Genomic DNA, 20089 nt, shown 5'->3' on the forward strand with positions numbered 1-20089 from the left:
TATTATGGAGCATGGAACATTGTTAGGTCTTATTCCTCTTCTTGTGTACATCGTATTATGCTTTAGTCGTTTCGGGCAGATTTTTGCTGTTTCTGTAGGTATCGTTGTGGCAGCAATCATAGGCCATCATGGGATTATGGACATTGCGCAAGGATTAAGAGGTGGGCTCGGTTCCTTTTTAGGGTATATAGGCCTTATTATTTTACTCGGCGGCGGATTGGGACAAGTATTAAAGAAAACAGGCGTTGTAAAAGAACTTGTCTATATGGTAACGCGGAGAATGAACGTAAACTCCCCTCAAAAGGCATTTTTAGTCACGATGACATGTTCTGTTTTCATCGTCAGCTTACTTGGAACATTGGCTGGCGGAAATGCTATTTTAGCTCCCATATTGATTCCTATCGCAGCCTCCGTTGGAGTCACACCTAATGCAATGGCAGTATTGCTTCACGGAGCAGGCGCTTCAGGCCTATTTCTTGGGCCCTTTACTCCTCCTATGGTTGCATTAATGGAGTTTACCGGACTTTCATATCCTCAGGTTTTGCTTAACGCAGGATTGCCAATATCTGTAATCATGTGGATCGTAACTTTCTTCTGGGCATCAAGAGTTCAGAAGAAAACAGCTGGTAAAAATCATTATTCCGAAGCTGACATAGAAAAAATTGATGCCAATGAACTGAGATCTACCCCTCATGTAAAACGAGCCACATTTGTTTTTCTTGTCACAATGCTCTGCACCGTAAGCTACGGAATCTATATAGAGGGCGGCTCTACATTTGTTGTTGCCGTCATGATTCTTGCTTCTCTTCTCACAGGCCTTGCTGGGCGTCTTCAGATTGTAGAGATCATTGATGCTATCTGTGAAGGCGCCAAGGGACTTATTTGGCTTTTCTTCTTCTTCGTATTGCTTGATCCTTTCATTAACTTCATTTCAGACACAGGTGCTTTCCAGGCTTTAGCCACAATGCTTGAGCCTCTGGTCAAACAGAGCGGAACTGTAGGCTTCATCGGCCTGTCCACCTTGGTTGGCATTTTTGGTGTTCCAGGAGCTGCCGTAGCTCAGGCAGAGGTTATAAATAAAATGTTCGGACCGCTGGTTGAATCACTCAACGTCCCCATGACGCTATGGGTTGTTGTTCTTCTGGTTGGATCTCAAATGACTTCTTTTGCCGTTCCAGAAGGAGATATGCAGGGGCAAATGGGACTTGCCAGATCTGACGATCTTAAGTCCGTACTATGTAACGGTTGGCTCATTGTTGTTTGCACCGTTATTTATGTTCTTATTCGAGCAATTATAGTGGCGATGTAAGATGAGCTGGAAAAAGCAAATAGAACAAGTTCTCATTTCAAAAGGGATGACCAATAAGGCTGGAATCATTATCAAAGATATTAAAAATGATGAAACTTTTTCTCTCAACGGAGAGCAATCGTTTCCCTCTGCCAGTCTCATTAAGCTTTCTATACTATGGACTCTTTTCTCCAAGGAGAACGCAGAGGAGTTAGCTCTTAATGAAACCATTACATTAAAAGAAGCGGATAAAGTGGAAGGTGGTCTCCTTCATCTTTATAAAGAAGGGGCAAAACTTCGCCTTGAAGACCTTGCTCTTTTGATGATCGCAGTTAGCGACAATACGGCAACAAACCTTATTATAGATCGACTTGGCATTGATCAAATCAATAACGAAATCAAAAAGCTAGGGTTAAAAGGAACTATACTTGGACGAAAAATGTTAGATTTTGAGGCTAAAAAAGCAGGAAAAGATAACTACACGACACCTGAAGATATATCAAATCTTCTGGGAAAGATACTAACAAGCACATCTCTTCCCGTTTCACGTAGAAAGAGAATGTTGGAGATGCTCTCTGCTCAAAAGCTAAATATTAAACTTCCTTCTTTAGTTCCCTTCAATGACGTTGATGAAATTGAAGGCTTCCTCGCTCATAAGACGGGGGAACTACCTGGCTCAGAACATGATGCAGGAATTTTCTTCTACAATTCAGATCATCCCATTCTTGTCACTGTACTGACAAGGAACCTCTCAAACAGAGTAGCTGGAGTTGATCTATGCGCCCAAATAGGAGCCATTATTTTCGAACATTTTGGGAAAGGCTATTTCGACGCATAATAACAAGGGGCTGCAACAATGCAGCCCCTTGTCTCATAAGATAAAGCAACGTCGTTATTTTAGAGTCCTTCTCGATATTTCTTCAGTGCATCTTTATATGCAACCTGTATAGCCTTTTTAGACGAACCGAAGTATCGTGACTGAATTTCTTCTGTTATTTCTTGTTCATCTTGAAGCAAATAGCGTCCTACAAAAAGGTCTCGAATAAAACGGTGAGTAACATCAAGAGTAACAGAACTCTGACAATCCAGGATAAGAGATGATTCTCTTTCTACAATGAAAGAAATAAAGAAAGCATTAAATTGAAAAGTAATTGGGTTATCGCTTGTCGTTCGTGAGTTGCCTACAATGAGAACTGAATTGTCAGGATAATACTTTTCCATACGCTTCACCTACGAAATATATAGCACAAAATTATAGATAGTCAACAAATTTGACTATTTCTAGAAATTCATCCCCATAACCCGCATTAACCAAGCATAAGAATTCTTCATAAGATATGGGTTGAAGGCAAAAATAACATAAAAGCCCATTGCCATAATAGTATGTAGAATAGAAAAGAATCCTCGATACTCCTCTTTTCTGGCCACGACACCTAAAGCACCCTCGCAAATAAAGAAAGCGGAAAGATAATAAATCCATCCTTTCGTTTCTGGAAGCTGAGCAAAGCGCATAGCTCGAAGAACAGAATATGCCGACCACGCCGTTAAAACATACATCTGGGTAAAGAAAAGAACTATTCTTAAAAGAAAGGAAGTACCTTGAACATGAAGAGATCGCGTTTTACCACTTTTTTTGTTTTCCAAACCTTCAAGTAAATCGTAAACTGATAAAACTCTTGGAACAATATAGCGGCTGTACGAACTTGATAAAACCCAGGCCCAAAGAATAAACGGTAGAGCGAACTTGATATAAAGCACAGATGTTCCTCCTCCCCTAGAACCTTTATATTGCTTATTTATTTTACATCATCTTCGCAAAGCCGATACTAAATTAAGGGGTAAATCTGGGAGGTGATTTATATGGATGCCGTAAATGCTGTTCAAAGTGCAAAAGCACAGGAAGTTTGTCAAAACGTTATGATGGCAACGCAAGCATACACATTAAAGAGCGTCACGCAGCTTCAAGAAAAGATGATGGCCCAACTTTTTGAAAGTATGGGAATAGGGCAAAATTTGAATATTAAAGCATAACGTCTCTATCCAGAAACCCCTTGTAAAGATGGGGGATCCATATCCCCCATCTTTATTCATTATTATCAGTCTCTCTGTCAACGAGAGGTTTTGAATATGCTGTCTCAGAATCCCACGGGAAAAGAATCCACGTATCCTGGCTTACCTGTGTTATATAGGTATCAACGTAAAGACTTCCCTCCGGTTTGGCATATACTGTTGCAAAATACGCTTTGGGAAGCATTTTTCTTACAATCTGTGCTGTTTTTCCAGTATCCACAAGATCGTCAATAATAAGACAATTCTCCCCGTCACCCTGAATTTCTTTTAGTATACTGGTTTCTCCCTGTGTTCGAATTGTATAACTCGAAATACAAACCGTATCTACAAGACGAATGTTCAATTCTCTCGCAATAATAGCCGCAGGAATAAGGCCTCCACGAGCAATCCCTATTATTTTCGTCCATTTTCTTGATAGAAGTCTCCATGCAAGAGCTTTACAATCCCGATGAAGCTGATCCCAAGAAACCGGATACGTTTTATGATACCGCTCTTCACTTCCCATCGTTTAGTGCCTCCCTGAATAGAATAAAAAATGGTAAACTTTATATTACAAGTTTTTCTGAATTAGTGGAATTGCTTATTTCTTTTCTGTTACTTTCTCGTCTATCACTTTTTCCCTTTTCTTTTATCATAATCTTAGTATAATTGTTAACAATCATCTTTATTTTTGATAAGTTCTCACACCAAAAGAACGCTCAAGGAGGGCATGCATAATGAAGAAGAGTCTTGTTGTTTTGTTCGTAGCACTGAGTATCGCCCTCTGCGGAACAGCTTTTGCAGCTGAAGCTATTCCCGCAGAAAAAGTAAATCCTGGTTTTGTGTATATTGGTCCTGTAGGAGATGGCGGATGGACATATATGCATGATCAGGGACGATTAGAAATGGAAGAAGCGTTTCCTGGAGTAAAATCAAGCTTTGTCGAGTCTGTTCCAGAAGGCCCAGACTCTGCACGCGTAATGGAAACTTTCATTCGAAACGGCTCTAAAGTCATATTCGCCACATCATTTGGATATATGGACTTCGTACAAGACGTAGCCAAACGTTATCCCGATGTTGTGTTTATGCACTGTTCCGGTTATAAGAGAGCAGATAACGTAGGAATTTATTTCGGAAGAATGTATCAAGCTCGCTATCTTTCTGGTCTTGTTGCTGGAAAGATGACAAAGAACAATGTTATTGGCTTCGTTGCTGCTCATCCAATACCTGAAGTTGTACGTGGCATTAATGCATTTACACTAGGTGTTCGAAAAGCCAACCCGAAAGCAGAAGTCAAGGTCGTGTGGCTTTTCTCTTGGTTTGATCCGGGGAAAGAAAAGGAAGCAACGAAAGCCCTTATCGACTCTGGTGCCGACGTTATCGCTATGCATGCCGATAGCGGGGCAGCACCTCAGACAGCAGAAGAAGCTGGAGTATATGTTGTCGGTTATAATAACGACATGAGCCAATATGCACCGACCAAACATCTCACTGCACCAATTTGGGATTGGGGAATTGTATATAAACGTGTTATGGAACAAGTTACCACTGGAACCTGGAAATCAGAAGATATTTGGTGGGGACTTAAGGAAGGAATGGTAACTCTTTCTGGATACGGCAAAGATGTGCCAGAAGAAGTCAAAGGTCTTGTAGAAGAGGAAAAGGCTAAAATCATTTCTGGCGAATGGGATGTTTTCAATGGTCCTATTAAAGATCAAAGCGGTACAATAAAAGTTGAATCTGGACAATCGCTTTCAGATGCAGATAAGCTCTCCATGAACTGGTTCGTAGAAGGGGTTAAGGGAGATATGCCCAAATAGAAACCCCTAGAATATAGAGGGAGGGCGCATTTCGCGCCCTCTTTTTTTTGAAAGAGATCGCTGTGAAAGGAAACGTTGCCATGGAAAAAGTCATATCGGCTCCACCACTTATACATATGGAAAACATTACGAAAGAGTTTGCCGGTGTCGTGGCAAACCGTAACATCGATTTCGATGTAAAACGCGGAGAAGTGCACGCATTACTTGGCGAAAATGGCGCAGGAAAATCTACACTCATGAATATATTGTACGGCCTGTACCGCCCAGATAAAGGGCACGTGTGCATTGACGGTAAAAGCGTCTCTTTCTCTTCTCCTAAAGACGCTATTGCGTCTGGAATAGGTATGGTACATCAACATTTTATGCTCATCCCCAGTCAAACTGTCTGGGAAAACATGATATTGGGATTAGAGGGGCTTCCTCAAATTCTTCCACGCAAGGAAATTCACCAGAAAATTATAGATATCTCAGAACAATACGGTTTAGAAGTCGATCCTGACGCAAAAATATGGCAGCTTTCTATTGGGGAACAGCAGCGTGTTGCTATTTTACAAATGCTTTATCGTAGAGCGCGGGTTCTTATTCTTGATGAACCCACTGCAGTACTTACACCTCAAGAATCGCTTCATCTTTTCAAGACCATACGACAAATGACCGCAGAGGGACATGGCATTGTCTTTATTTCTCATAAACTTGATGAAGTTCTTTCTCTCTCAGACCGCATAACTATTCTTCGCAAAGGCGAAAAAACAGGAACTGTTCAAACTCAAAACACATCAAAAGAACAACTCGCCGAATTAATGATGGGAAGAAAAGTAACCTTCACTGTTGCTAGAAAGAGTATTGCCCCGGGAAAAGATATCTTGAAAACCGATAATATTACTGTTCTCGGGGAAAGAGGTCTCCCTACTGTAAAAAATATTTCTATTGCAGTGAAAGAACGGGAAATTTTGGGCCTTGCTGGAATTGCAGGAAACGGACAACAGGAACTTTGTGAAGCTCTGGCAGGGTTACGTCCTTTAAAAGAAGGTCGTATTTTTATCGAGAACGAAGAGATGACTCATCGTTCTCCAAAGCAATATATAGATCGAGGAATTCGATACATTCCCGCAGATCGCAAAGGAACGGGACTTGTTCCCAACATGGACGTAAAAGAAAATTCTATTTTGAAAAAGTACTGGAACAAACCTGTAGCCAAGGGGCCTATGATTGATTGGAAAGCGGTTTTCACTCATGCGATGAACCTTGTAAAAAAATATAGCGTGAGTACACCATCAATGGAAACTCCAGTAAAAAATCTTTCAGGAGGTAATCTTCAAAAGCTTATGCTTGGACGAGAGCTGTGCGATGCACCCAAAGCCCTTATTGCAGTTCACCCCACGTGGGGACTCGATGTTGCCGCTACCCACTTTGTGCGAGAGCAGCTTCTCGAAGAACGTGATCGCGGCGCAGCCATTTTTCTCGTATCTGAAGATTTGGAAGAGCTCCTTTCATTAAGTGACAGGCTCGCAGTTATATTCAAGGGGGAAATTATGGGTATACTCAATCACCCCGAAGAGGCCACTCCTGAATTGATTGGCCTCATGATGGCTGGAACTCCCCTCTCTTCTATAAAGAAAGGGGCAAAATAGCGATGAAATATTTAAAGGTTGAAAAACGTCTTGTTACACCAGTTTGGTTTTCTGGCGTCATTCCTATTTTTGCTATTATTTTGGCACTCCTGACAGGTGCCGTTTTTTTAAATTTTATGGGTGTCTCTCCTGTAAAAGCATATCTTTCAATGTTCAAAGCGTCCCTTGGTGATGCCTACGGCCTAACAGAAACAATTGTAAAGGCTATTCCCCTGGCCATGGCAGGTGTAGCCGTAGCTCTTTCGTTTAAAATGCTTATCTGGAATATTGGCGCAGAGGGACAAATCTTTATGGGATCTCTGGCTACGGCTGCGGCTGTTCGCTATTTTTTTGTCGATCAGCCCTTCATTATGTTCTGGATCATGTTTATCTCAGCCTCAGTTGCAGGTGGACTCTGGGCCGCTTTTGCTGGCTATCTGAAAGCGCGTTGGAATGTCAATGAAATAATCACAACCCTCATGCTCAACTACATTGCACTCCATCTCATTGATTTCTTTGTTTACGGCCCCTGGAGAGATCCCGCCAGTCTTGGTTTCCCAATGACAGCACCCTTTCCAGATGCCGCCAGATTGCCTCTTTTCGGCGATACACGTATTCATCTTGGTCTGTTTATTGCCATCTTTCTCGCGATCTTTTTCTGGGCTCTTCTCAAATGGACACGATGGGGATATGAGATTCGGGTCATTGGAGAAAATCCTCGCGCCGCGACTTTTGCCGGAATAAACTATTTACGCAATGCAGTCATCATCATGTTTATATCGGGAGCAATTGCAGGTCTTGCCGGAATGTGTGAAATTGCAGGATTACAAGGTCGTCTTCAGCATGCAGCTTCTGCTGGATACGGTTATACGGCTATTATTGTCGCTTGGCTAGGGCGTCTCAATCCTTTAGCCGTCCTCTTTGTTGCTTTTATTATAGGATCTCTTCTGGTAGGAGGAGATACGTTGCAAATTGTTATGCGCTTGCCTCTGTCTAGTATTCTAGTGCTTCAGGGCCTGCTTCTCTTCTTTGTTCTTGGAGGAGAATTTTTCAGAAGATATCGTATTCGTTTTATCAAGAGGGGAGATAACTAGCTATGGAAATTCTTATTCCTATTCTTGCTGCTGCCGTAAGAAGCGGTACGCCAATCCTCTATGCTACATTAGGAGAAATTATTACAGAAAAAGCAGGCATCTTGAACCTCGGTCTTGAAGGAATAATGCTTGTTGGCGCCTACACGGGATTTTCCGTCACATATAAGACAGGAAACCCGTGGATCGGTGTAATAGCAGCTTTTATCATTGGAACTATGATGGCTACTATACACGCCTTTATTTCAATCACATTAAAGGGGAACCAGGTAGTCAGCGGATTAGCTTTGACTATGTTTGGAACAGGAGCAAGCTCTCTATTAGGTCGATCATATATTGGCTTTACTATTAAGGGACTCAATAAAATTCCATTACCCCTTCTTTCAGATATTCCTATTCTAGGGCCGGTTTTATTCAATAATGATGCCCTTATCTATGTTTCATTTGTATTGGTCGTTATCTTATATATGTTTTTTGTCCGCACTCGAAATGGTCTTTATCTTCGTGCTGTAGGGGATAATCCACGAGCAGCAGATGCCATGGGAATAAACGTAGACAGAACTCGCTATATCTACACCCTTATTGGAGGAGGAATTGTAGCAATAGGTGGAGCCTATATGTCTATCGCCTACACCAAGATGTGGGCAGAACTTATGACAGCTGGTCGTGGCTGGATTGCCGTAGCCCTCGTCATTTTTGCTATTTGGAATCCTTTCCGGGCTGCATTGGGAGCGTACCTTTTCGGAGGTGTAGAGGCGTTTCAACTTCGCCTTCAGGCGGCAGGAACAAGCATTCCAACCCCTCTTCTCATGATGTTGCCTTATATTTTGACTATTTCAGTTCTTTTTTTCATTTCGGTGAGCCAAGGGAAGGGTATCCTTTTTGGAGCCCCGTCTTCTCTCGGTCAGCCATTTTTTAGAGAAGAAAGAGATTAGAGAGTACGAGGGGGTCTGCTCATGAGCTTTTTTATTGGCGATATTCCAGCATCAGGAAGTATTGTAAACTGCGCTGCCGTTATTGTAGGTAGTTCTATTGGTTTGCTTTTTAGATCAAAGCTACCTCAACGTTTTATAGATATGGCCTTCCAAGTGTTGGGGCTTTTTACGCTGTTTCTTGGATTTTTAATGGCACAAAAAACATCCAATTTCCTTATTCTTATCTTCAGTATGGTTGGAGGAGCCATCATTGGTGAAGCCCTCGATCTTGACGGTCGTTTTGCCCGTTTTTCTGATGGAATCAGCCAAAAATTCAAATCGAGCGGCCCAACCTTTGCCGAAGGATTTCTCACCGCAACCCTTCTTTTCTGCATGGGATCTATGGCTATCCTCGGCGCTATAGAAGAAGGACTGGGAAATTACCCGAATCTGCTTATAGCAAAGTCGCTTCTTGATGGGATTTCCTCCCTTGCCTTAGCAACATCCTTGGGCGGAGGCGTGCTAATCGCAGCCTTTCCTGTTCTTCTTTACCAGGGAAGTATTACTCTTCTTGCCAGCACGTTACAACCTATTCTTTCTGAGGGCGTCATAAACGAAATTTCAGCAGCAGGGGGACTTATGCTTATCGCCCTTGGCCTCTCCATTCTTGAAATCAAACGCTTCAGAGTAACAAATATGCTGCCAGCCCTTATCCTTGCAGGGATTCTGGCTTCTTATTTTGTACACTAATTAAAGGAACGCCAACGCATCCAGGGCTGGGTCATTCCATAAAAAGCTATCTTTTGGTTAGAAAAGTATGCCCAGTTCTGGTTGCCATAATCATAGTGCCACCACTCTTCCGGATAGTTTGTAAACCCCGCCTCTTTCATGCAATGATATAAAAGACGGCGATTTTGTAAGGCAGTAAACCCCTTCTCATCAAGAGTTCCCCTTTGTATCATGACATTTTCGTAGTAACACGTAGCAGAACGAGGAGATGTTTCATCAAAGTTACTCCCCATATACAAAAGGCACCCTTCATCATCGACAATGCCAAGATCTACAGCCCCTCCTGTTAGATGGGGAGATGGTTTTCTCGGATCAACTGATGGCAAGGCCACGTACTGCGACACGAGTTTTGACAATTCTGTTTCGGTCATTTCGTTATGTAATTGTTTTATTTCTTCGTAATAGCTGTCATAAAGATGCTTCTGTATACTCAAAGACCGCCAACCATCAAAAATGACGAACTTAAATCCTGAAGGCAGCATGGCAACAGCCTCTCTTAAACGGAAAAAGGCACTCTCCCGAATAAAACACTCTGAAAGAGCATCAGGAACAGACTGGACGTAATATTGGGATCGAACAAGAATACGTTCTGGATAGAGGCTTAATGGAACAAGTTCTTCTCCGCTCTCTTCGATAGGGATACTTTGAATTTTTTCCCAAATCCAAACGGACGGAGAAGAAATAGGCGTTCCATATATATCCATTATGAATTCATCCCTCCTCCTTTACGACAAGTTCAATAGCCTTGGAATAGCTGTAGTTATGGGAGGAAAAGATATTATAAGAAAAAGCACAAGAAGGGCTACACCGATGAAAGGCCATATATACTTAAACACATCGCCTAACTTCACTCCTCCTACAGCTGCAACAATATAATTACACGCCCCCATTGGAGGCGTTATTAAAGCTATAGTCACATTAAGTGTCATGACAACACCAAAGTGAAGAGGATCGATGCCAGCCTTTTGGGCTAAAGGCGCAAAAATAGGAGTAAGCAGCGTCAACGTAGACACCTCTTCCATAAACATTCCAACAGGGAAAATAATTGCTGAAAGTAAAAGCATGAGAAGCCACGGACTCTCTATAAGCCCCGATTGTGTAATAAATCGTGCAAAATGCTGGGGGATTTGTTCCCATTTCAATATCCAGCCTATAACAGTGGCAGCTCCCATAATGAGGAAAATAGAGCTTGTAAGCCTCACTGTTTCATAAATAGTCTCACCCAAAATTCTGGCTGTCAGCTTTCTGGTATAAAAGAAACCTGCCAAAAGGCAGTAGGCAACTCCTAATGCGCCAGATTCCGTAGGAGTCACGATACCCGTTACAATACCTCCGATAATAATAAGAGGCGCAATGAGACCGACAAGGGAACGACGAAGAATCTCTTTGGCATTCTTGCGAACCTCGTTAAAGTCTGAAACTGCCATCTGATGTCGACGTGAGTAAAAATAATTCATCACCATAAAAGCCCCGCCAAGAACAATGCCGGGGAGAATTCCTGCTGCAAAAAGTCCCCCAATAGATGTATTGGTCATTGTGGCATAAATAATCATAAAAATACTCGGAGGTATAATAGGCCCAATGAGAGAGCTACTTGCTGTCAATCCCGCTGAATAGGCAGGAGAAAACCCATCCTTAACCATGGCAGGAATCAAAATAGAGCCAAGAGCAGAAGCATCTGCTGCCGCCGAACCATTGACTCCAGCTAAAATAATTCCACCAACGACATTGACATAGCCTAGGCCACCTCGCACAGAACCAACAATAAGACGACTAAAATCGAGAAGGCGATCTGTAAGTCCGGATCGGTTCATAAGAATCCCCGTCCATATGAAAAAAGGAATTGCCATAAGAGAAAAGATATCCATTCCTCCATAAAACTGCTGCGCTATTACTCGCAATAATGAATAATCACCAAGCAAGACTATTCCTAAAAACGAGGTCGTTAAAAGGGATAGATAAAGAGGAATGCCAAAAATCATCATGGCAAAAAAAACAATAAGCATAATAAAAACCATTACAACCGCTCCTCCTGCTTAAAGAAAGATCGAACAAATAGAAGAATGACTTCCGATAACAACAATGCAAAACCCACAGGAACAGAGAGAAGAGGAATTGTCTTAGGTATATTGAGAGCCAGAGTCTTCATCTTCCACATATTCAAGGCATTGACAGTTCCCAAATAGGTAACAAGAGAAAGAATCCCAACGGTGATAAAGAATTTTATCCAGAGAATACACCTTTGGATATGTCGAGAAAGCTTTGGCGTTACAAAGTCTATAACCATATGATCGCCATGACAAAGGGCTCCAGTCGCTCCCAACATTACAAGCCATACAAGGGAAAAACGAGCTACTTCTTCAGTCCATACAATAGAGCTTTTCAAGACATAACGCATAAAAATTCCTAACAAAATATCGGCGACATTAATAACGAGAAGCGCCCCAGCACTCCAGGCGCTGAGACGCTCAAAGAAATATATTAACTGATTCAGAGAAACAGCGGCTTTCGACCTTTCTCTCATATCATCAACCTTCAATTCCATTCATTATTTACTTGCTGCTGCATTGGCATTCTTGGCACATTCTAAAGCCAGGTCAAGCCACTCCTTGCTTACTTTAGTTTTCAACCACTCATGATAAGCTGGTAAAGCTTTTTCACGAAATGCGTTCATCTCTTCCTCATTTGGCGTATAAACCTGCATTCCATGATCTGAAAGGAATTGAACATCCTTTGAATCTTGTGCCTCAACAGCCTCTCTATTCATGGCATTTGCCTTTTTTGCAGCTTCTAGAACAATATGCTGATTTTCTTCTGACAAAGAATCAAAAAGATCACCATTAATAACAAGGAATTGATCAGAATACTGAATATTAGCTAATGTAAGGTGCTTCTGCACTTCGTACAAACTTCCCATTTTTATGTACATGGCGGGGTTCATCTGACCATCAACAACTCCTGTTTTTAAAGCCATATAGAGCTCCGTCCATGGGATGGGCGTTCCACTGGCACCGAAAGCTTTGTAGAGAGTGATCTGGCCTTCGTCCATTCCCCGAAACTTCAATCCTTCAAAATCCTGAGGAGAGCGAATTCCTCTCTTTGAATTAGTAAAAGCTAGGAATCCCCCTTCTTCTATAGCTTCAAGCAAAACAGCACCTGTTCTTTTTTTGAATTCCTCTTGTGCCTGTTTCCAAAAGCGACTCTGATCAAAAAAGATATGGGCAGCTTTATAAGAATTGAACATAAAGGGAACAGCGGTGGCATATATTTCGGGGAAGAGGGGTGCTATCCCTCCAAAAGAAGCGATATTGATGATTGGCTGGTTCATTCCCTCTCGAGCAAGAAGCTCCATTCGCTCTTCTTCGTTACCTAACTGGCTATCAGGATAAAGAGAAATCTTAAGTGATCCAGCGCTCTCTTCTTCAACCATTTTTTTAAAGTTTGTGGCAAATAAGTGTACTGCATTATTCTCTATGTCTGCAGGGCCGTTGTATGACATTTTTATTTCCTGAGCCCATGCCGGCAAAGAAAGACAAAGAATCAAAAGACAAACAGCAATAACGTGAAGAAATTTCACCTTCCCACGCAACATTCTTATCACTCTCCCCATAAATTGTCGTTTCTTTTCCAAATAATTGTACATTTAAAAGATAGGTCCTTCAACTATTCGCGAATCTGTCCATCACCATAGATAATAAATTTCGTTGAGGTTAGTTGCTCTACGCCCATAGGACCTCTCGCATGAAGTTTTTGTGTGCTAATGCCAATTTCTGCTCCGAAACCAAAAACTCCGCCATCAGTAAAGCGCGTCGAGGCATTGACATACACGGCAGCAGAATCAACTGCTCCCAGAAATTTCTGCGCATTGCTATAACTTTCGGTCAAAATGGCATCGCTATGTCCAGTACCATATGTTGCAATATGCTCAATAGCTTCATCAATACTTTCCACAACCTTTACAGCAAGAATAAGGTCGTTATACTCTGTCGCCCAATCCTCCTCTGTTGCGGAAATTGCACGCGAGTCTAGTTTGCATATAGCCTCATCCCCCCGTATTTCCACATTCTTCTCGTGGAGAGCTGCCGCAACTAGGGGAACAAAACGAGATGCAACATTGGCATGGATCAGCAAGGTTTCTACTGTATTACATGTAGATGGACGCTGGGTCTTCGCATTTATAACAATGGGGATAGCTTTCTCAAAATCAGCTGTTTCATCAATAAAAATATGACAATTGCCCATACCCGTCATAATAAAGGGGACCGTCGCATTTTCCTGCACAACTTTCTTTAAGCCTTTTCCACCACGTGGGATAAGCACGTCAAGATATTCATTCAATCGCATCAATTCCATTGTCGCTTCTCGATCAGGACTATCTATAAGATTAATAGCTCCTTGCGGAATTCCAGCCTTTACGGCAGCATCAGATATTATCTGAGCAATAATTCTGTTCGAATGAAGAGCCTCTTTTCCCCCGCGAAGAATCACACTGTTGCCAGCCTTAAGACAAAGCCCTGCAGCATCCGCCGTTACATTGGGACGAGATTCATAGATTATGCCTATCACCCCCAAAGGAACACGAACCCGACCTACACGAATTCCACTCTGTGCTGTCCACATCCCCAAGACTTCACCTATCGGGTCATGGAAGGCCGCTATTTCTTCAAGCCCCACAGCCATGGCTTCCACGCGCTTTTCATTGAGTGTTAGACGTTCGAGAAGAGCATAAGAAAGCCCAGCTTGACGCCCCTCTTCCAAATCCTTCTTATTTGCACATAATATCTCGCTGCAATGATCTCGAAGGGCTCCAGCCATGGCACATAATGCTTTATTTTTTTCTTCAGATGAAGCTGTTGCCAAAAAACGGGATGCTTTTTTAGCCTTTTTACCCATATCCCGAACATATTCAGACATCTTCTTCAATACTATTCCTCCTCCACTCTAGATCAAAGCTAAATTATTACGATGAACAATCTCGTCATAATCGGTATTTCCAAGAAGAGCTTCTATTTCATCAGTATGATGGCCGGCAATAATAGCAATTTCATCGGAGGAAAAATTAACCATTCCCCGAGCTATTTCCACTTTGCTACCATCAAAAATTGATACGACTTCACCTCGCGAAAAATTCCCCTCCACTGCAACAACACCTGATGGCAGGAGGCTTTTCCCTCTATTGCGAACTGCTTCAGCAGCGCCATCATCAACAACAATTCGTCCATGGGGAGTACTTCCGAAAGCAATCCACTGTTTTCGAGCCTGAACAGGCTCCCCAGAAGGAAGGAAAAGCGTTCCCAAATTTTCCCCATCCAAAAGACGACGTAAGATATTCGGCTCTTTATTATTTGCAATAATCATGGGGATACCTGAGGTCATAACAATTCGTGCTGCTGCGAGCTTAGTAAACATACCTCCACTGGAATGCTTGCTTCCCTTCGTACGGGAATGAGCCAATAATTCCTGAGAGACCTCCTCCACAACAGGAAGCAGGTGGGCCTCAGGATTGATTCTTGGATCATCGCTGAAAAGCCCATCTATATCAGAAAGGATAATTAAAAGATCTGCATCGATAAGACACGACACCATTGCTGAAAGAGTATCATTATCTCCAAATTTTATTTCGTCTACAGCGACAGTATCATTCTCATTAATAATGGGGACAACGGCAAAATCAAAGAGGGTCAATAAAGTGTGTCGAGCATTCAAATAGCGAAGACGATTAGAGAAGACGTCACGAGTCAACAAAACCTGAGCCACTGTCTTGCCGTATTCTGAAAAGAATTTTTCATACATGTGAACAAGCCGTCCCTGCCCGATAGCGGCAAGAGCCTGCTTCTCCGGCAAGGTTTTAGGCCTGTCTGGAAAATTGATTTTACCCACGCCAGCTCCAACCGCTCCCGAACTGATGAGACAAACGTCACGCCCGCTACTTTGCAAGTCTGAAATCTCCCTCGCTAAAGTCTCCATGCGAAGTAGATTTATTTTCCCCGTCGAGTGGGTTACAGTACTCGTTCCAACTTTTATAACAACACGTTTACACGACTTTAAACGTTCTCTTTGTACCATTCTTGATTCACCCTCCGCACAACTCTCCAAATTAACGATTACGTACAAGTGTAACACTTGATATAACTATAATTTATAGAACAAAAATTTAAATGTTTAAAGTCTCATATTAAGTAAATCTCCAACCGCTTTATATGCGGGGGTTTCAAAGATTAAAGGATCAGAAAGAGACGCATATACATTTTGAACCTTCCATAAATTAATATCCCAATGGTGACGACGAACAAACTCCAGCATTCTTTCCACCTTGGCCAATGAAGAAAATTGCAATTCCCTATCTGTCTGCTCAGCAAGATAGATCATTTCTTGCTCAAGACGCCCTCGAATATGGTGTTGCAACTCTGCCTCATTAATATCAACTCTCCACGAATGTGCTTGTGTAAGTCGCCTTTCTATTTGTTCCAAATCGGGATCGCCATCCCAAATAACTCTTTTGAGTTCTCCGTTCAAGACAACTTCAGCAGCACTCAGAAGCACGTCAGGCAAAGGCATTCGTATTAATCCCATAAAAGCAAGGAGGCTATCGTAATCACGAATAACACTCTTCAAATAATTTTCTATACGAGTAACATCTCTATCAATAATAGAGTGCATAATTCGCCGCTGTCCATCTTTAAAAAGATGTCGAAGTGAATAAGTGCGATGCCCGAAGAGTTCTACGAAAAATTTCTCTGTTTCTTGAGGAAATTTCTCTTGAAGAGATTCTTGCCATTGGAGCATGTCTTCCTGCCTCGCCGAAGCTCGAACGCCGCAAAGGACGTCGTGTCCTCCCCTATGGAATGCTGCGAAAAAGATTCTCTGTTTCTCACCTGTCACCATATGTAAAAGAGTGGCAACACCCAAAGAGAGACGTTCTCCTTTTTCTTTAAGAAGAACCTTCTTCTCGGCTTGTATTTGATAATTATAAAGAGAAAAAATATCTTCTTCCGCAACATCTTCTTCAAAAAGCGTCTTTACAGCATAATGGGCCGCAACTCGGAAAAAGTCAACATAAAAAGGAACCACAAAAATTTCAAAAATGACGCCACCATTTTTAAACTCTCGTACGTTACTTGGAGCTTTTTCGAGCAAAGACATAAAGTTGTTTTTTATACCTTTACCTGACAATTCTTCAAGCAACGATAGAGCATGATATGCATATAAAAGAACTTGAAGAGCCTCTATACCAGATATTTCATCGAAAAACCAACCACAGCTCGTATACATAAACATAGCGCTACGTTCCATCTCCAAAAGCTTTAACGCCCGTATTTGCTCTTCTGAAGAGAGCTCCCTTGGAGAAACAGCAGAGAAAAATTCTTGGCGAGATCCAGTTGAATTGCCCAGTAGACATTGCACATAGACATTTCTCGCCTGCCATGGGTCCGTAAAGAGAGAAGATGCGTCTTTTTCATAAAATTCATCTATTTTTTGCCGCAACCAATCCAAAGATTCTCTCAGCGGCTGCCTCCACTTCTGATGCCATCCTGGATGTAATCCACTATTACAGCCGCAATCCTCTTTCCATCGTTTTATGCCATGAACACAGCTCCATGATGTTTCGTCACGAATTTGTACTTCATATTGAGGCGGAAAGTTATCAAGATATTCTCCATATATGGTAAGTCGTGTATCTTCTCTTTGTTCCATGTAGTTCAAACACCAGGCAAGAGCCATATCTCCATATTTATGGTGATGGCCAAAGGTCTCCCCATCAGTAGCAACATGAGCAAGAGGTGCTTTTTCTTTCACTCTCTCTATTGACGAAAGAAATCTTTGAGCTAAAAGCTGGCCATTCTGTAAGAGGGAACCAAATGCAATGTCTCTTGCTAAAAAATCGTCGTAGAAAAAGAGAGCAATACTTCTTCCCGACGGAAGATGGCATAAATATGGATGCCATGTTTCAATAGGTTTTTGGCTAGTATCATGCCAATTCGTTTCGATTATACTTTTCCATCTTTTAGCCTGATGAGGGGCCAAAAGAGTAAATCGAATACCCTCAGCTGCCAGAACATCCAGAGTTTCCACATCAATAGCCGTTTCAGGAAGCCACATTCCCTCTGGGAAACGTCCAAAACGAGACGTAAAATCCTGAATACCCCAAACTACTTGAGTTACTTTATCTTTCATGGAGGCCAAAGGCATTATCATGTGGTTGTAAACTTGAGCAAGCGCAGGACCATGATTGGAAAATCTTTCTCTTCCTCTACGGTCTGCTTCTAGCAATCCTTCATATGTGTCATGGTCGTGTCGTTCCATCCACTGTAGTAAAGTAGGCCCTACATTAAAACTCATTCGCTCATAGTTCGAGATAATTTTAATTATTTTGCCGTCTTTGCCTAGAATTCTGGCAACCCTGTTCGGAGCATAACATTCGGCAGATATCCGTTCATTCCAATCATGCCAAGGAGCTGCTGACTCTTGCAACTCAATATCGCCAAGCCACGGATTTTCTCGTGGCGGTTGATAAAAATGTCCATGTACACATATATTTTTCATTTCACTCTTCCTCTTTTCTGAAGAAAAGAGCTCCAAAAGCAGGAAGAGTCAAAGAGAGGAAAGCGGAGTGTTCTTTCCAACGTTCAGGAATGGCTTCCTTTCCGCCGAAATTTCCCTCTCCTCTTCCTCCATACATTTCTCCATCGCTGTTAAGGAGCTCTCGCCAATATCCAGCAACAGGAACTCCGACACGATAGTTATAACGAACAACAGGAGTAAAGTTAAAAATGGCCAAAATCATATTCTCTTCTTCATCTTTCCGAATAAAGCCGACAATGCTTGCGCTGCTATCAGAACATGCAATCCATTGAAAACCTTGCTGTTTAAAATCATTAACATGCAATGCTTTTTCGCTAACATATATCTTATTGATATCATGCACCCATCGCTGAACTCCCTTATGAAAAGGCAAATCCAAAAGAGACCAATCTAAGGATTCCTCATGACTCCATTCTCTCCTTTGCGCAAAGTCATCTCCCATAAAAATTAATTTCTTCCCTGGATGGGCATACATATATCCCAAAAGCAAACGTAGCTGCGAAAATTTTTCTTCGAGATTTCCAGGCATTTTTTCAAGCAACGATCTTTTTCCGTAGACAACTTCATCATGAGAAAAGGGAAGAATATAATTTTCAGAGAAGGCATACATCAGGCTAAAGGTCAGGTCATTTTGATGGTATTGTCTATAAAAGGGATCTTTCTTCATATATTCCAAAATATCGTGCATCCAGCCCATATTCCACTTCATTCCGAAACCCAATCCTCCTGCATAGGGTGGACGAGTTACAAGAGGCCATGCCGTAGATTCTTCAGCAATAGTCAAAGTGTCAGGGAAATAGAGATAAATTGCTTCATTAAGACGACGTAAAAAGGAGACAGCCTCCATATTTTCACGCCCCCCATATTGGTTGGGAATCCACTCTCCGTCATTTTTCGCATAATCGAGATAGAGCATAGAGGCAACGCCATCGAGACGAAGTCCATCTACATGGTAATAATCAATCCAGAAAAGAGCGCTGTTAATGAGAAATTCCTGCACTTCAGTTCGACCGTAGTTAAAAATATAGCTTCTCCACTCTGGATGAATTTTCTGTCGAGGGTCTGAATGTTCATATAAAGATGTTCCATCAAAATAGGCAAGACCATGAGCATCGGAAGGAAAATGAGAAGGAACCCAGTCGAGAAAAACAGCAATATCGGCCCTGTGCAGCATGTCTATAAGAAACATAAGATCTTGTGGAGCTCCATAACGCCTCGTGGGAGCGAAAAAACCCGTTACCTGATAGCCCCAGGATCCATAAAAAGGATGTTCCATAACAGGCATAAGCTCCACAGCCGTAAATCCCATTTTTTTTACGTAAGCAACCAAAGGATCTGCAATATCTCTATACGAAAACCACTCTCCTTTTTTTCTCATCCAAGAACCTAAATGGACTTCGTATAAAGAAAGGGGGGAAGAAAACCAATTGATTGTTTTTCTTTTCTCCAGCCACTCAGTATCTTCCCATTCGTAATTGAGGGATGTAATAACTGATGCCGTTTTAGGAGGCTTTTCACACATAAAGGCAAAGGGATCTCCCTTATCAAAAATTTCTCCTTTCTTCGAACGGATATGATATTTATAAAAATCACCACAAGAAGCAGAAAAGACTACCCCTTCCCAAATGCCACTTTCATCCCATCTATTAGAGAGATGATCTGCCTCAGGATTCCAATTATTAAAATCTCCAATGACAGAAACTTCAGCAGCATTAGGAGCCCATACTGCAAAATATACCCCCTCGACACCATCTATAGACACGACGTGAGCTCCCATTTTTGTATAGAGTTTCAAATGGGTACCCTCTTTGAAAAGATAAGTATCAATATCTGAAAAAAGGGATAATGGTAAATCTTTGCCGCTCATAATTGTCCCCCTTGCAAAATAAATAAAATTATTTTTTAAATTATAACAATCTCTACCCTCTGTGGTGTAGAATGTCAA

General features: G+C 41.9%; 19 protein-coding genes. 8 read left to right on the plus strand and 11 right to left on the minus strand.

Features of this window, described 5'->3' with window-relative positions; all coding sequences use genetic code 11:
- Window positions 1–4 precede the first annotated feature (4 nt).
- Window positions 5–1309 carry a Na+/H+ antiporter NhaC family protein gene (locus VB083_RS07640; protein ID WP_213689900.1) on the plus strand — a complete coding sequence of 435 codons (1305 nt, stop codon included), beginning with the start codon at window positions 5–7 and terminating at the stop codon, window positions 1307–1309.
- Window position 1310: 1 nt separating this feature from the next.
- Complete coding sequence (locus VB083_RS07645; protein WP_323401931.1) at window positions 1311–2126, plus strand: serine hydrolase; 816 nt, start codon at window positions 1311–1313, stop codon at window positions 2124–2126.
- Window positions 2127–2185: 59 nt separating this feature from the next.
- Here VB083_RS07645 and VB083_RS07650 read toward each other — a convergent pair whose 3' ends face one another.
- Together VB083_RS07650 and VB083_RS07655 are read right to left on the minus strand one after the other, a co-directional pair.
- Window positions 2186–2509 (minus strand): DUF3870 domain-containing protein, encoded by a 324-nt coding sequence (locus VB083_RS07650; RefSeq protein WP_213689902.1) that lies wholly within the window; start codon window positions 2507–2509, stop codon window positions 2186–2188.
- 60 nt (window positions 2510–2569) lie between these two features.
- Window positions 2570–3046 carry a hypothetical protein gene (locus tag VB083_RS07655; RefSeq protein ID WP_213689903.1) on the minus strand — a complete coding sequence of 159 codons (477 nt, stop codon included), beginning with the start codon at window positions 3044–3046 and terminating at the stop codon, window positions 2570–2572.
- 102 nt (window positions 3047–3148) lie between these two features.
- On the opposite strand from VB083_RS07655, the gene VB083_RS07660 reads away from it, so the two are divergent.
- Window positions 3149–3319, plus strand: coding sequence for a hypothetical protein (locus tag VB083_RS07660; protein ID WP_213689904.1), 171 nt, complete (start codon window positions 3149–3151; stop codon window positions 3317–3319).
- A 52-nt stretch (window positions 3320–3371) separates the two neighbouring features.
- Here VB083_RS07660 and gpt read toward each other — a convergent pair whose 3' ends face one another.
- On the minus strand, window positions 3372–3863 hold the full coding sequence (gene gpt, locus VB083_RS07665; RefSeq protein WP_213689905.1) for a xanthine phosphoribosyltransferase: 492 nt from the start codon (window positions 3861–3863) through the stop codon (window positions 3372–3374).
- Window positions 3864–4074: 211 nt separating this feature from the next.
- Between gpt and VB083_RS07670 the strand changes: the two genes are divergently transcribed.
- The 5 genes from VB083_RS07670 (at window position 4075) to VB083_RS07690 (ending at window position 9522) form a co-directional block, all read left to right on the plus strand.
- Entirely contained in the window at window positions 4075–5157 is a 1083-nt protein-coding gene (locus VB083_RS07670; protein ID WP_213689906.1) for a BMP family ABC transporter substrate-binding protein, read from the plus strand.
- Window positions 5158–5219: 62 nt separating this feature from the next.
- The gene (locus VB083_RS07675) at window positions 5220–6788 is read left to right on the plus strand and encodes an ABC transporter ATP-binding protein (protein ID WP_307879587.1); all 1569 of its coding nucleotides are present in this window, start codon (window positions 5220–5222) and stop codon (window positions 6786–6788) included.
- A 2-nt stretch (window positions 6789–6790) separates the two neighbouring features.
- Window positions 6791–7861 carry an ABC transporter permease gene (locus VB083_RS07680; RefSeq protein ID WP_213689907.1) on the plus strand — a complete coding sequence of 357 codons (1071 nt, stop codon included), beginning with the start codon at window positions 6791–6793 and terminating at the stop codon, window positions 7859–7861.
- 2 nt (window positions 7862–7863) lie between these two features.
- Window positions 7864–8793: an ABC transporter permease gene (locus VB083_RS07685; protein WP_213689908.1), complete on the plus strand. Its 930-nt coding sequence runs from the start codon at window positions 7864–7866 to the stop codon at window positions 8791–8793.
- A 21-nt stretch (window positions 8794–8814) separates the two neighbouring features.
- Window positions 8815–9522, plus strand: coding sequence for a DUF554 domain-containing protein (locus VB083_RS07690; protein ID WP_213689909.1), 708 nt, complete (start codon window positions 8815–8817; stop codon window positions 9520–9522).
- Here VB083_RS07690 and VB083_RS07695 read toward each other — a convergent pair.
- From VB083_RS07695 to glgB, 8 genes are all read right to left on the minus strand, one after another.
- On the minus strand, window positions 9519–10265 hold the full coding sequence (locus VB083_RS07695) for a M15 family metallopeptidase (protein WP_213689910.1): 747 nt from the start codon (window positions 10263–10265) through the stop codon (window positions 9519–9521). The genes VB083_RS07690 and VB083_RS07695 overlap by 4 nt on opposite strands.
- A 21-nt stretch (window positions 10266–10286) precedes the next feature.
- Window positions 10287–11579: a TRAP transporter large permease gene (locus tag VB083_RS07700; RefSeq protein ID WP_213689911.1), complete on the minus strand. Its 1293-nt coding sequence runs from the start codon at window positions 11577–11579 to the stop codon at window positions 10287–10289.
- Window positions 11579–12085, minus strand: a complete 507-nt coding sequence (locus VB083_RS07705) for a TRAP transporter small permease (protein WP_213689912.1) — start codon at window positions 12083–12085, stop codon at window positions 11579–11581. Before VB083_RS07705 ends, VB083_RS07700 begins: the two co-directional genes overlap by 1 nt.
- 24 nt (window positions 12086–12109) lie before the next feature.
- Entirely contained in the window at window positions 12110–13153 is a 1044-nt protein-coding gene (gene dctP, locus VB083_RS07710) for a TRAP transporter substrate-binding protein DctP (protein ID WP_213689913.1), read from the minus strand.
- 71 nt (window positions 13154–13224) lie between these two features.
- Window positions 13225–14475: a glutamate-5-semialdehyde dehydrogenase gene (locus tag VB083_RS07715; RefSeq protein WP_213689972.1), complete on the minus strand. Its 1251-nt coding sequence runs from the start codon at window positions 14473–14475 to the stop codon at window positions 13225–13227.
- 27 nt (window positions 14476–14502) lie between these two features.
- Window positions 14503–15627 (minus strand): glutamate 5-kinase, encoded by a 1125-nt coding sequence (proB, locus tag VB083_RS07720; RefSeq protein WP_213689914.1) that lies wholly within the window; start codon window positions 15625–15627, stop codon window positions 14503–14505.
- Between the two features lie 96 nt (window positions 15628–15723).
- Window positions 15724–18105, minus strand: a complete 2382-nt coding sequence (locus tag VB083_RS07725; RefSeq protein ID WP_323401932.1) for a DUF3536 domain-containing protein — start codon at window positions 18103–18105, stop codon at window positions 15724–15726.
- Window position 18106: 1 nt separating this feature from the next.
- Entirely contained in the window at window positions 18107–20011 is a 1905-nt protein-coding gene (glgB, locus tag VB083_RS07730; protein ID WP_213689916.1) for a 1,4-alpha-glucan branching protein GlgB, read from the minus strand.
- Window positions 20012–20089: the final 78 nt, after the last annotated feature.

The sequence above is a fragment of the Aminobacterium sp. genome, from assembly GCF_034926885.1.
In the GTDB taxonomy this organism is placed as follows: Bacteria; Synergistota; Synergistia; order Synergistales; family Aminobacteriaceae; genus Aminobacterium.